At 33.3% G+C, this 14,071-nt stretch carries 12 protein-coding genes; 9 read left to right on the plus strand and 3 right to left on the minus strand.

The genetic code is table 11. From position 1 onward, the window contains the following. Positions 1–67 precede the first annotated feature (67 nt). The 7 genes from ACNFIH_RS18605 (at position 68) to ACNFIH_RS18635 (ending at position 8,381) form a co-directional block, all read left to right on the plus strand. A complete protein-coding gene (locus ACNFIH_RS18605; protein WP_426484260.1) occupies positions 68–454 on the plus strand; it encodes a hypothetical protein in 387 nt (128 codons plus the stop codon). Positions 455–631: 177 nt separating this feature from the next. Then, on the plus strand, positions 632–1,714 hold the full coding sequence (locus ACNFIH_RS18610; RefSeq protein ID WP_426484261.1) for an efflux RND transporter periplasmic adaptor subunit: 1,083 nt from the start codon (positions 632–634) through the stop codon (positions 1,712–1,714). A 32-nt stretch (positions 1,715–1,746) separates the two neighbouring features. Next, positions 1,747–4,914, plus strand: a complete 3,168-nt coding sequence (locus tag ACNFIH_RS18615) for an efflux RND transporter permease subunit (RefSeq protein ID WP_426484262.1) — start codon at positions 1,747–1,749, stop codon at positions 4,912–4,914. Beyond that, the gene (locus tag ACNFIH_RS18620) at positions 4,907–6,349 is read left to right on the plus strand and encodes a TolC family protein (protein WP_426484263.1); all 1,443 of its coding nucleotides are present in this window, start codon (positions 4,907–4,909) and stop codon (positions 6,347–6,349) included. Before ACNFIH_RS18615 ends, ACNFIH_RS18620 begins: the two co-directional genes overlap by 8 nt. Before the next feature lie 213 nt (positions 6,350–6,562). After that, positions 6,563–6,970, plus strand: a complete 408-nt coding sequence (locus tag ACNFIH_RS18625; RefSeq protein WP_426484264.1) for a hypothetical protein — start codon at positions 6,563–6,565, stop codon at positions 6,968–6,970. Between the two features lie 508 nt (positions 6,971–7,478). Continuing rightward, positions 7,479–7,928, plus strand: coding sequence for a hypothetical protein (locus ACNFIH_RS18630; RefSeq protein WP_426484265.1), 450 nt, complete (start codon positions 7,479–7,481; stop codon positions 7,926–7,928). Further along, positions 7,929–8,381, plus strand: a complete 453-nt coding sequence (locus tag ACNFIH_RS18635; RefSeq protein WP_426484266.1) for a hypothetical protein — start codon at positions 7,929–7,931, stop codon at positions 8,379–8,381. It abuts the gene before it with no gap. A 329-nt stretch (positions 8,382–8,710) separates the two neighbouring features. Here ACNFIH_RS18635 and ACNFIH_RS18640 read toward each other — a convergent pair whose 3' ends face one another. Beyond that, positions 8,711–10,420 carry a tetratricopeptide repeat-containing sensor histidine kinase gene (locus ACNFIH_RS18640; RefSeq protein WP_426484267.1) on the minus strand — a complete coding sequence of 570 codons (1,710 nt, stop codon included), beginning with the start codon at positions 10,418–10,420 and terminating at the stop codon, positions 8,711–8,713. Positions 10,421–10,470: 50 nt separating this feature from the next. Beyond that, the gene (locus ACNFIH_RS18645) at positions 10,471–10,686 is read right to left on the minus strand and encodes a hypothetical protein (protein ID WP_426484268.1); all 216 of its coding nucleotides are present in this window, start codon (positions 10,684–10,686) and stop codon (positions 10,471–10,473) included. Between the two features lie 562 nt (positions 10,687–11,248). Here ACNFIH_RS18645 and ACNFIH_RS18650 point away from each other — a divergent pair. Beyond that, positions 11,249–11,881, plus strand: a complete 633-nt coding sequence (locus ACNFIH_RS18650; protein ID WP_426484269.1) for a hypothetical protein — start codon at positions 11,249–11,251, stop codon at positions 11,879–11,881. Between the two features lie 347 nt (positions 11,882–12,228). Further along, complete coding sequence (locus ACNFIH_RS18655) at positions 12,229–12,591, plus strand: hypothetical protein (RefSeq protein ID WP_426484270.1); 363 nt, start codon at positions 12,229–12,231, stop codon at positions 12,589–12,591. Between the two features lie 82 nt (positions 12,592–12,673). Here the strand turns inward: ACNFIH_RS18655 and ACNFIH_RS18660 are convergent, their stop codons facing one another. Then, the gene (locus ACNFIH_RS18660) at positions 12,674–14,026 is read right to left on the minus strand and encodes a GH1 family beta-glucosidase (protein ID WP_426484271.1); all 1,353 of its coding nucleotides are present in this window, start codon (positions 14,024–14,026) and stop codon (positions 12,674–12,676) included. Positions 14,027–14,071: the final 45 nt, after the last annotated feature.

Below are 14,071 nucleotides of genomic sequence, written 5' to 3' on the forward strand. Positions count from 1 at the left end.
TACCGACATGTTAAGACTTTCTTATTTTATTTTTTTTATTGCAATCTTTTATTACTTTCGCACCCAAATGAGAAAGTTAATAGTATTTTTAGTATTCATGAATTTGCTTCTGCTAGGCGGAGGCCAAAATCTTAATGCAAGTACTTTTGGATTTTCTCATCATCATACCTTTGAAAAAAAGCACCGTGTAAAATTCACTAATCAGGAAAGAGGCACTTCAGTTATTGAAGACGCAGCAGATATTGATTTGGAAGAAGATTTGCTTGGAAGTGATGATGTTAATGATGGACTTACAACGAAATTTTTTGCAGTTAATTACAGTTTACTTGATAACTGGTATTTATCTTTTTCAGATCAATCTGCAACAAATGAATCAAATCGTTTTAAAATTTATGCGCCCTTTCTTGCGCATTCAAATCCTATTTATATTACTCAGAGAGTATTAAGAATTTGATTTACCAATATACATCGGTTACCTCAGCTGTAATCCTACAATCTTGTTGATGTATATTTTTTTTCTACTTCTTCTTGTTGAAAGTGAGATTATGAGTTACTGGTGTCTGATGCATTTTTTCATCTAAAGGAATCACTGTATTCCAAGCATTCAATCGCTTAATTTCCAAACTAAATCATGAAAAGAATTATTTTGTTCACAGGCTTAATTGCCTTTGTGTGCCTAACTAGTTGTACAACTAAAAAAGAAGAAAAAGAAGAAGTGGAAACTTTTACGGTAACAAATCCGGTAAAAATCGACACTACATTTACTAAACAATATGTTTCGCAGATCAAATCTGTCCGAAATATCGAAATCCGTGCCCAGGAAAAAGGATTTTTACAAAACATTTATGTTGATGAAGGACAGTTTGTTAAAGCTGGCCAATTGTTGTTCAGAATTATGCCGAATATGTATCAGGCAGAATTATTAAAAGCGCAAGCGGAACAAAAATCAACTGAAATTGAATTGCAAAATGCTAAGCTTTTAGCAGATAAAAACATCGTTTCTAAAAACGAATTAAGTGTTGCTCAGGCTAAATTGCAATCAGCAAAAGCTGAGGTTTCATTAGCAAAACTTCATTTATCATTCACAGAAATCAGAGCTCCATTTGACGGAACAATTGACCGTATTCCATTAAAATTAGGAAGTCTTATTGACGAAGGCGAATTATTAACAAGCCTTTCAGACAACAGTCAAATGTTTGCTTACTTCAATGTTACTGAGCCAGAATATCTTCAGTATCAAACTGATGTTCAGGATCGTGCAGAAACTAAAGTAAACTTGGTTTTGGCTAACGGCGAAACGTTCAAACATAAAGGAAACGTTGAAGTTATTGAAAGTGAGTTTAATAATGAAACAGGAAATATCGCTTTTAGAGCAAGATTCCCTAACACTGAAAAATTACTTAGAAATGGCGAAACTGGACAAGTTCAAATGTATTTGCCTCTTAAAAATGCTATTGTAATTCCGCAAAAAGCGACTTACGAAATTCAGGACAAAAAATATGTTTTTATTGTTGATAAGAACAATAAAGTTACTTCAAGAGAAATTACAATTACTGGAGAAATTCCTGATTTGTATGTTATAAAAAGTGGACTTTCTGAAAATGATAAAATTTTGCTTGAAGGCGTTCAGAAAGTAAAAGAAAACGACAAAATTAAATATGAATACCAAGCACCTCAAGAGGTAATGAAACATTTACGCGTAAAAGCAGAATAGGTTTATTGGTCTAATCATTAAAAAAATATAAAATGTTTAATAAATTTATACAAAGACCTGTTCTGTCGATAGTAATATCGCTGATTATTGTCTTTTTGGGAGTACTGTCGGTATTGAATTTGCCAATTACACAGTTCCCAACGATTTCACCTCCGATGGTAAATATTACCGCTGATTATCCAGGATCTAACGGTGAATTGATGATTAAGGCAGTTGTTATTCCGTTGGAAAGAGCCTTAAATGGTGTACCGGGAATGAAATACATGGCTTCTGATGCTGGTAACGATGGTGAAGCGACAATTAAAGTTGTTTTTAACTTAGGTACAGATCCTAATCAGGCTGCAATTAACGTGCAGAACCGTGTGGCTTCGGTAACGAATAAACTTCCGCCTTTAGTAATTAGAGAAGGTATCAAAATTACAAGAGAGGTACCAAGTATGTTGATGTACGTGAACCTTTACAGTACAGACAAAAATACCGACATGAAATTCTTGTACAACTACGCTGATATCAACGTACTTTCAGAATTAAAAAGGGTAAACGGTATTGGTTCTGGAGATATCTTAGGAACACGTGAATATGCAATGCGTATTTGGTTGAAACCAGATCGTATGTTAGCTTATAAAATTTCTGCTGATGAGATCATGGAAGCATTATCAAGTCAGAGTTTAGAGGCTTCTCCGGGTAAAACAGGAGAAAGTTCTGGTAAACGTTCTCAGGCATTTGAATACGTATTGAAGTATTCAGGACGTTTTACAACAAAAGAACAATATGAGAATATTGTAGTAAAAGCAAATTCAAACGGAGAGCTTTTAAGATTGAAAGATGTTGCAAAAGTTGAATTTGGAAGCTCAATGTATGATATTTATTCGAATTTGAATGGAAGACCTTCAGCGGCAATTGTATTGAAACAATCTTTCGGAAGTAACGCGAATCAGGTTATTGAAGAGGTAAAAGCGAAATTGGAAAAAATCAAACAAAAATTCCCTAAAGGAATGGATTATGAGATTTCTTATGACGTTTCTAAATTCCTTGATGCTTCGATCGAAAAAGTAATTCACACGCTTGTTGAAGCTTTTATTCTGGTAGGTTTAGTAGTATTTCTTTTCTTGGGTGACTGGCGATCTACGGTTATTCCGGCAATTGCGGTTCCGGTATCATTGGTTGGAACTTTTGTGTTCATGACGTTCTTCGATATTTCGTTGAACTTAATTACATTATTTGCTTTAGTATTGGCAATTGGGGTCGTGGTCGATGATGCAATTGTAGTTATCGAGGCCGTTCACGCCAAGATGGAAGAAGAACATTTGTCGCCATTTAAGGCAACGAAAAAAGCAATGCATGAAATTGCTGGAGCAATTGTAGCGATTACATTCCTTATGGCGGCGGTATTTATTCCGGTTGCTTTTATGTCTGGTCCCGTTGGAGTATTTTACCGACAGTTCTCAGTAACAATGGCAACTGCGATTATACTTTCAGGTGTTGTGGCATTAACATTGACACCAGCACTTTGTGCGATGATGTTGAAAAACAATCACGGACAAGCTAAAAAGAAAACTCCTGTAAACAGATTTATTGATGCTTTCAACGAAAAATTCAATTTAGCGCAAGGCAGATACCAAAATGTATTAGCAAAAATTGTTGACAGACGAGTAATAACGTTTGTTGCTTTAATTGGTTTCTGTATCGGAACATGGGGAATTAGTAGCACTGTTCCTTCAGGATTTATTCCGAATGAGGATCAGGGAATGTTTTATGCTGTTATTCAGACGCCTCCGGGTTCATCATTAGAAAGAACCAATAATATTGCAGAAAGAGTTCAAAAAATTGCTGAGGAAATAGATGGAGTAAAATCGGTTTCTTCATTAGCGGGATATGAAATTTTATCTGAAGGTACTGGAGCAAACTCAGGAACTTGTTTGGTCAACCTTAAAGATTGGAGCGATCGTAAAGAATCTGTTGTTGAGATTATGCATCAAATGGAAGAAAAATGTAAAGATATTGCAGGTGCAAATATCGAATTCTTCCAACCGCCAGCTGTACCTGGATATGGTGCTGCAGGTGGATTTGAGCTTCGTTTGTTGGATAAAACAGGTTCTGGAGATTATAAAAGAATGGAGACGGTAAACAATGATTTTGTTGCCGAATTGAACAAACATCCAGAATTATCAAATGTCTTCAGTTTTTATAGCTCGAGTTTCCCTCAATATATGATGAGAGTCGACAATGATTTGGCACAACAAAAAGGTGTTTCTATCGAAAATGCTATGAATACTTTGTCAACTCTTGTGGGTAGTAACTACGAAATCAGTTTTATTAAATTCGGAATCAACTATAAAGTAATTGTTCAGGCTTCGCCAGAATATCGTGCGCAGCCAGATGATATCTTGAAATTGTATGTGAAAAACGATCGTGATGAAATGGTGCCTTATTCTGCTTTTATGAGATTAGAAAAAGTGTACGGACTTTCAGAAATTACACGTCATAACATGTACACCTCAACACAAATTAGTGGTTCTCCGGCTGCGGGTTATAGCTCTGGTACAGCGATTAAAGTGATTCAGGAAGTTGCAGAGAAAAAATTGCCAAGAGGATATGACATTGACTGGGCAGGTATTTCTGCCGATGAGGTGGCTCAAGGAAATCAGGCAATTTGGGTATTCTTAATCTGTTTAGGATTTGTTTACTTGGTATTAGCAGCGCAATACGAAAGTTTTATTTTACCATTATCAGTAATTCTTTCATTGCCAGCGGGTATTTTTGGAGCTTTCCTTTTATTGAAATTTACAGGATTAGAAAACAATATCTATGCGCAGGTTGCCATGGTAATGCTTATTGGTTTATTAGGTAAAAATGCCGTACTGATTGTAGAGTTTGCGATTCAGCGACACGCTGCAGGAAAATCAGTTCTTGATGCGGCTATGGAAGGAGCAAAAGCGAGGTTCCGTCCTATTTTGATGACTTCGTTTGCATTTATTGCTGGTTTGCTTCCGCTTGCATTTGCAACTGGTCCAGGTAAAATTGGTAACAGAACTATTGGTACTGCGGCTGCTGGAGGTATGCTTATAGGAACCATTTGTGGGGTATTTTTAATTCCGGGATTGTACTACATCTTTGGAAGAATTGCCGAGAAATACAAATTGGTTAAACATGAAGAAGAAAACCCATTAACTGAAGAAATTGACAACAATCATGTATAATAAAGTAAAAATATATAAATATAGCGCCGCATTGGGTTTGTGTCTAGCTGTAGTGGGCTGTAAAGCTCCTGCGCCAGACACTGCAACAGCTAGTGCGCCGGTTCCGCAATCATTTGGTGCTACTGCCACTCAGGATACAATCAATACCTCAACTGTAAAGTGGAAAGAGTTCTTTAAGGATCAAAACCTTGTTGATTTGATTGATGTGGCCCTGAAAAACAATCAGGAGTTAAACATGACGCTGCAGGAAATCGAAATTGCTAAGAATGACATTAGAGTTCGCAAAGGACTTTTATTGCCGCAAGTTGGTGTTCGTGCCGGAGCTGGAGTAGAAAAAGTAGGAAGGTATACCAGCCAAGGTGCTGGTGATGCCACTACTGAAATCAAACCTGGTGTTGAAACTCCAGATCCGCTTGGAGATTTTACAATTGCAGCTTATGCAAACTGGGAAGTTGATATCTGGAAAAAACTTCGTAATTCTAAAAAAGCGGCAGTAAACAGATATTTAGCTACAGTTGAAGGTAAAAACTTTGTAGTAACAAATCTTATTGCTGAAATAGCTGATTCTTATTATGAGTTATTAGCTTTAGACAGCCAGCTGGATATTGTAAAACAAACAATTACTTTGCAAAGTAATGCTTTGGAAATTGTAAAAATCCAAAAACAAGCTGCAAGAGCGACAGAACTTGGAGTTAAAAAATTCGAGGCTGAAGTATTGACTTCAAAAAGCATGGAGTTTGATATTTTACAGCAAATCAAAGAAACAGAGAATAAAATTAATTTCTTGTTAGGACGTTATCCGCAAGAGATTAAAAGGACTGATACAAAATTCCTGACTTTATTGCCAGCTTCAGTAAGTGCCGGAATCCCGTCTCAATTGTTGATGAATCGTCCTGATGTTAAACAGGCAGAATTAGAATTGGTTGCGGCTAAATTAGATGTAAAAGTAGCTCGTGCTGAGTTTTATCCTTCACTTGATATTTCAGCAGCTTTTGGAGTTCAGGCATTTAAGCCATCTTATTTGTTTACGTTTCCGGAATCACTATTATATTCATTAGCAGGAGATCTTGCTGCACCGTTGATTAACAGAAATGCAATTAAAGCGGAATTTTCAAGCGCAAATGCAAGACAACTTCAGGCATTATACAATTATGATAAAACGATTTTAAACGCTTATTTAGAAGTATCTAATCAGCTTTCTAAAATTGATAATCTGCAAAAGGGTTATGATTTGAAATCGCAACAGGTTGACGCATTGAACAAATCAATTGACGTTTCGAATGATTTATTTAAATCGGCAAGAGTAGATTATTTTGAAGTTTTAATGACGCAACGTGACGCATTAGAAGCAAATTTAGAATTGATTGATACTAAAAAAGAACAACTTAACGCTGCGGTTCATGTTTACAGAGACCTAGGCGGAGGTTGGAAGTAGAATGCCCATTTTAATTAGTTATTAGTAGAGGCCTCTCAGAAGTAAAATTCTGGGAGGTTTTTTTTTACTCTTTGTATAAAAAAAACGAATTAATCTCAATACATCTAAAATATTAAAAAATGTCTGATTTTGATATCTTTTAAATTTTTAGTATCAAGTATTTGATTTTTAGAGTCATAATTTGGTTTTTATTAATTATCAAAACATAAAATTATGAGCCAAAAAATTAAAATTTTAAAGAGAATTGCGTTTTTCTTGTGTATTACAATGCTTTCTGCTAGTTGTACAAATGATGAAAACGTAGAAAAGCAAGACGGAAATTCAAGCGCTAAATTAAAAGAAGCACAAAAGTGGTTTAGCAAATATGAATCCGAAGGAGAGAATTATTTTTTGTTAGATAGTCTGCATTATAAATGGGACGAAGCAAGAATCACAAATTCAGAAGATGGAACGGAAACAACGATTGTACCTATAGTCGAAAAGAAAAAGGATAATAGGGAATTTTGGGAGCAAAGATTGTACATTTACAAGACAGGCGAGAAAGTTTACAAGGCGTTAATTTATGAAATTGTTACTAATAAATATGTTCCTCTAAAAAAAACATTCTATAGATGGTGGTGATTTTACAGGTTTTATTAGTGTTTGGGATTTAAAGACTGGTTTTGTCAGAGCAGCAAGATTTGAGGACAATCAAATTATAGAAACTGGTGTTGTTGAAATTATAGATTACGCTAAGAGAAACTCAACAAAGAAAGCTCCAATTGAAGCTCCTTGTATTTATGCTGATTTTGGTGATGGTGGATGCGGTGGCAAAAGCAACGGAGGAACCGAAACAACATTCAATGGTGGGGCATTAAGAGAAGTTCCTGTAAGTGCTCCAAGTAAAGGAAGTCCAGTTGAATATTATGGACCACGTTCCCCAGTAATTGGTGGCGGTGATGCAGGAGGTTATACTTCGCCAGGCGGAGGAGGTGCTAATAGTGGAGGAAGTGGACAAGTAACTTCAGTTGTTATTAACATAGAAGGTCAGAAAATAGACCCGAAAGAAGAAACTAAATGTTTTGATAAGACTAAATCGGCTATATTAACTGTTTATGTTCAACAACCAAACGAAAACACAAGAGATAAAATGGGAGAAAACAGTGTAGGTCATACTTTTATTGGTATTCAGCAAGGAACAATACAAAGGGTTGTTGGATTTTATCCAGACAGTCCCAATGCATCCCTAATATCTTCTCAAAATAGTGAATTACATGACAATAGTAATACTTTGTATCATGTAAGTATTTCGGTTGAAATTGATGCAGCTAAATTGGTAAATGTGATTAATTACATTGATAATTATTCTAAAACCTATGATTTGAATAATTATAATTGTAGCGATTTTGGGATTGGAGCAGCTGAAAAAGGGGGCTTAAATTTGCCAAAAACTACAGGTTCTTATAATGCAGTTATTGTAAATTTTAAAGGCAGAAATCCAGGTGATTTAGGTCAAGATATTAGAAACATGAATACTCCAAATGGAGCTATTAAAAGTACAACTAAAGGGAATGCCCCAAAAAAGAAAGGAGGATGTTAAATGAAAAAATATAAATTTATTTTACTAGTCGTAATGTTTTCGTTAAAAACAATTGTTGCAGAAAGTCAGAACAAAACCAATGAAATGGTTATAAATCATTTTGTAAAAGCTGTTTTTTTTGAAAAGAAAACTCCAAAATTTATTGCGGATAACTATATGTATTTTGAGCCTATTAATAACACAAAATATAGTATTGAAGATAGAATAAAAATTCTAGGTAAACATTTGAAGAAAATCAGGAAGGAAAAAACTTCTTTAATAAATCCGGTAGATTTTTCTATTGTGTCATACGATGCATACAAAGGTGTTAAAGTGGTTTTTAAAACACCAGACAATGTTTTTCTTTTATTAAGTAAAAACAATCCGATAATGTATTTTTCTTTAATAAATGATAAGATATTTTCCTTTGATTATATTACCAAGGGAGACGAAAGTTTCTTTATAACTTATTAACTCTACATATTGGAAAATATTGGATGTTTTCCAATTATTTAGCTTACTATAATGGTTCCTTTCAATTTATTAAGTATTACTATTTTGTCTTACTTTTTTTAATAATTGGAAATATTTATTATGGGATTAAGTTTTTTAAATTAAGAGCTAAAAATAACAATTAACGATATATGGATAAACTAATTGATGATTTTCAGATTGGATTACTTTTATGGCAAATCTTTATTGTCGTCCTAGTTGTAGCAGGAATTTGCTTTATGTATAAGCTTTATAAAAAAATAAGCAAGTAATTTTAAAGGCTAACCGTAAAAAGTTAGCCTTTTTTATATTTATTTAGGAATAACTATTTTAGCTCTAAAACCTTTGCTTGGTTCTGTTTCAAAATCTACAGTTCCTTTAACAGCCTGAATACGGCTTTCCATGTTTTGAAGACCATTTTTTGCAATCTTATTTTTTTCGCAACCAATACCATTATCGGTGTAGTTTATTAGTATTGAGTTTTGATCGCTTTCAAATTTTACGACAACAAGATTTGCCTGGCTATGTTTTTTCATATTTACCAATAACTCTTGTAAAATTCGGCTTATGGTGACTTTTTTTATATCGTCAACAATTTCCCAATTTATATTTTCTAAATTAGTAAATATGATATTTCTTTCAGTGGTATTATAAGTCGAAAGCAATTCTTTAATGCTGCTGGTAAAATTTGCACCCGTATCAATTTTATTATTTTCTTTAGAAATTCCTCTTACACGGCTATAAATATCATCTAATTTTTGAAGAAGATTCTCTTTTGTGTTTTCTTTAGACAAAGGTTGAGATTCGGTAAAAGCAATCACATTATAAACATCGTTTGCCAGCTCATCATGGATTTTTTTAGCAATTCTCGTTTCGGTTTCATACGAAGCTCTAAATTCGGTTGCCTTGTTTTTATTTTTATAATAACGGATTAAAATTGCTATTAAAATGACTAAAAAAACAAATATGATTACTAATACAATTCGAAAATATTTTTCTTTTTGAAGCGCTAACTGGTTTTCTGCTTTTTCTAAACGAAGTTTTTCATTTTCGTCTTTTTCTTTTTTAGCATCGTATTTAATTTTGGCGAATTTATTTTTAAAGTTATTTCTAACTTTAATTATACTGTCGTTTAGTGTAAAATATTTTTGAACATATTTTTGCTTTTGAGTACTGTTATCATTTGAAATTAAAATTTGCAAAGCCTCTAATCTTTCATCAACACTGTTCAGTTTTGTGGAAATATTATATGCTTTCAGCGCGCTTTCATCTGATTTTTGAATTTCTTTTTTGGAATAATAATCTGCTAGATGAAGATAACTTTCAATAGTTCTGTAAGTGTCATTAATTTCATTTCTTTTCTGGAGTGCTTTATTCATTAAATAAAATCCTTTTCCATCCAATCCTTTTTTAAAATAGGCATAACCTAAGTTATCTTGAATTCTCGCTTTACTGGATGCGTTAGATTTCTCATTAAAAAGTTTAGTACTTAGTATAGATTCCATAAGAGTAATCGCTTTGTCATATTTTTGTTGGAAGATATAGACAGTAGCAATATTGCCCATAAGGTCATGTTTAAGTACAGGGTCTGTTTCCTCTTTTATGGATTCCTTGTAGTAAAAAATCGCGTCGTCGTAAAGAGATAATTCTTTATCAGCAATACCTAGGATAAGATTTATTGAAGAGGTGTATGTATTCTGTTCTGTATAATACGCTAAGGCTTCTGTAGCAGTCTCCTTACTCCCATAGTAATCACCATTGACTTGTTGGATTGTTGCTAATTGAATAAGTGCATACCCAATATTGGCACTGTCATTTAAAGTTTCAAAAAGTATTTTGGATTTATTAAACTCGTGAAAAGCAGTGTTGAAATTCTGTTTTTGGATATTTTCGTATCCTTTATTTCGTAAGCTAAGCGCTTCTTTTCGAATAGATTCTGTATTAGGATTTGCCGTCTTTTTTTCTTTGCATGAAAAAAGAAAAAGAAGAATTATAAAATAAAAAAACGGGGACCGTAACATATAAATTTACTTTCCCCGAAAATAGTAATTAATTAGATACCAAAATATATTTATTCATCAGTTGGTGGTGGTTTAATCGGACCACCATCACCAGGACCATCATCACCAGGAGTTCCGGTACCCGGTCCATCCTCAGCATAAGTATCTTTTACTGGATTAACAGTTTTTTTTGTTTCTTGTTTTGGCTGAGTTTCAAATTCATCTGGAGTACAAGAAAATATAGTGAACAATAACACAAAAGTGCTAAAAAATAATAGTTTTTTCATTTTGATTTAATTTAGAAATTAGACATAGGTATTGCTGTCCGGAGTTATCCAGAGTTCATTTTTGACAATACCAAATTGATTTTGGGAAGTTGATCGTGTAGAACTGTAAGACGTAATTTAAACTTCCCGAATAAACTCGGCCTTACGGTTTTCCACAATGTTAATTAGAACTAGTTTTATATTTTTGTTTTAGTCTGCAGACAAAACTTGAACTAATTTCTTATGCAAAGGAAAGGCACTTCTAGGCTACTGTAGATAAGGAATTCCCGGAATTCCTGCGTTTTCCTGAGATTCCTATGATTTCCCAATAAAATAAAAATGCAATGCCTGTTTTTTGATTAAATTTTATTTGATTTTAGACATAGCTCTATTTTAATAGAGACAAAAAGCCACACAAAAGTTGGTTGAAGTGTAAAAAAAAGTAGTAAAAAAGTGGAATTAAAATAAAATTTGAAAGTGCTGATAATGATTTGAATTTTAGAAGTCAAAAATAAAGGCATATAAAAATGTTTTGATTAAAAATGAAAATAAAAAGTCCGAAGAGATTCTTAAAAAAGACAAGATGAATAATACATTAGAAGAATATAAAAAGGCGATTAAAATTAAATATGAACTCGAAAAAGAAGGAGAACACTTTGACTATTTGTATAATCCTTCACGAGGAAAACTTCGCGATTTGTGCTGGCTTATTTTCGAAAATAACCCAAGCCAAGATGATTTGAATGTGTTTAGGAATTTATTGTGTTTAGATTTTGATCATACAAAAAAGAATAAGTTTAAAGAACAAAAAGATAAGTTTAGACCCATTGAAACCTTTTTTAAAGGAGAAACAGATCCGTCAAATATTGATGCAATAAATCTCGCGGCAATTATGGTTGATTTTCAACCGCGACCTTTTAAAAGGTTTAATGAAAAGTGTAGAATTGAAGAAGCTAAAACGACTGGAAATGTAGAGAAAATTAAAGCAACTGCTGAAATCGATAATGAAGTCATAGAATTAAAGAGTTTTGTGAAAAATGAAAATGAAGGCTCTAAAGAAGTTCCTAAAAAAGGAAATCTTTTTTTGAATTTAAAAGACATATTTTCTAAAAAAATAGTTCAGAAGATATATCCCAGAAAAGTAATTACGATTGCAATTGGAGCGGTCGCATTAGTGTCTTCTGCATGTTTATATTTTGTGCAGAAAAAAGATTAGGTAGGGTAATTTCCAAAAGAAAATCAAAAGCATTTTGAGAAATAAAATGCAAAAAGCTGGAAAAAGAATAATTTTTTGAAGAGTAATTTAGGCATTTAAAAAGTTTGTTTTTCGGCATATATTTACTGTTATTTATACTATAAAGATAAGAAAAAAATACCGTTAAACCTAATAAAATCAACGAAATAATGATTTTTTTGCTTTTTTTGGAAGTTTTTTTTCGTATTTGTTTGTTTAATAAATGAGGCAGTAAAATTTGCTTTTTAGCTTGATTTAAATAAAATTATTTATATTTATAAAGCAGTAAAAAAAATGATTCTGCCAACAATCTATTTAAAAATTCATTCATGAAAAAGGTATTAATATTATTAATTGTTTTATGCATTTTCGGTTGTAAAAAGTATGTCGTATCGTTTGAACAGCCAACCGAAATGAAACTGGACAATCTAAAACTAGAAGTATTTCTGGATAAAAAGAAAGTTCAGGATATTAACTTGAAAGCAACAAATGAAATGCCGACATACCAAACAGCAGAACTTTCAATATCGGATGATGGAAAGCATCTGCTTCAGGTTAAAACAAAAGATACGACCTTTAGTTATGATGTAAATTATCCCGAAGAAAAATATATTGTGGTAACGGCCCACTTAATAAATAATGGGAAACTATATATTGGAATTCGAAAGCAGAATTATAAATTTAGATTTTAATTGATTAAACGGGATTTATTAAAAATATAAAAGCCTTTCACATTTAATGAGAAAGGCTTTTGCTATTTTTAGGAATAAAGTCTTAAGATAAAAAATCTTTGAGCCAGAATCCGGAATTTTTGATTGTTCTTTTTTGAGTTTCAAAATCTACATGAATTAGCCCAAATCTGGCGTTGTAACCTTCGGCCCATTCAAAGTTGTCGGTAAGAGTCCATACAAAATATCCATCGACATTTAGTCCTTCTTCTTTAGCTTTCAAAATTTGTTCCAAATGATCCTGAATATAATGTGTACGTTTAATGTCGTGCACTTTTCCGTTTGTAACAGTATCTGGGAAAGCGGCGCCATTTTCAGTAATTATAATTTTTTTGATGCCGTCGTATTCATTAAATCTTTTTAAAACATGGTAGAGAGCAGGAGGGTAAACTTCCCATCCCATATCAGTTGCGATGACATTTCTTTTTTCGGCACTAATTAATTCGGCACCGATATACGGAATTATCAACGACGATTTTACAACTTCTCTGGTATAACATTGTAGGCCGATAAAATCGAAATCAAAAGCGATGTTTTCCAAATCATCGGACGCAATATAATTGTTTAGTTTTTTTAGAACTGGTAAATCGCCTTGTGGATATCCGAGTCCTAAAAGTGGCTCGATAAAAGTTCTGTTAAGTAGAGTGTCGACACGTTTTGCAGCTTCAGCATCTTTTTGACTTGTTGTCGCAGGTTCAATATGAGTTGAAGAAAAAGTAGTTCCAATATTGGCATCAGGAATTCTGTTTCTAAGTATTTTTCCTCCGGCTGCAGTCGCCATTGTAACGTGATGCATGGCTTTTAGGTAGTTTGTAATTCCTTTTTTTCCCGGTGCATGAATGCCCAAAAAATAGCCAGCTCCGGTAAAAACAGAAGGTTCATTAATAACCATCCAGTTTTTAACACGATCGCCAAAATGCTTGGCGCAGATTTCGACATATTCTGAAAACCAGGAAATAGATTCGCGATTCGTCCATCCGCCTTTTTCTTCAAGCGCATGTGGCAAATCCCAATGATAAAGTGTAACCCACGGTTCAATTCCCTGAGCAAGCAATGAATCGATGATTTTATTGTAGTAATCAATTCCGGCCTGATTTACAGGATGAGTACCTGTAGGCATAATTCGTGGCCAGCTGATCGAAAATCTAAAATTCGGGATATTTAATTCTTTGATTAAATTAATATCATTTTCATACGAATTATAGAAATCACAAGCGGTTACAGCATGATGTCCGTTTTTAATTTTCCCTTTTTGAGAGGTAAAAACATCCCAGATCGAAGAACCTTTTCCGTCTGCATCATGAGCCCCTTCAATTTGGAATGCAGCGGTAGAAACACCCCACAAGAAATCCTCTCCAAATTGGTTTTTGTTTAGAAATGAGTTTTCAACTTTATTCATTCAACTATGTATTCCTTGATTTTTAATTGATTTTTTAATGAAGGA

The organism is Flavobacterium sp. 2, assembly GCF_049949195.1.
In the GTDB taxonomy this organism is placed as follows: Bacteria; Bacteroidota; Bacteroidia; order Flavobacteriales; family Flavobacteriaceae; genus Flavobacterium.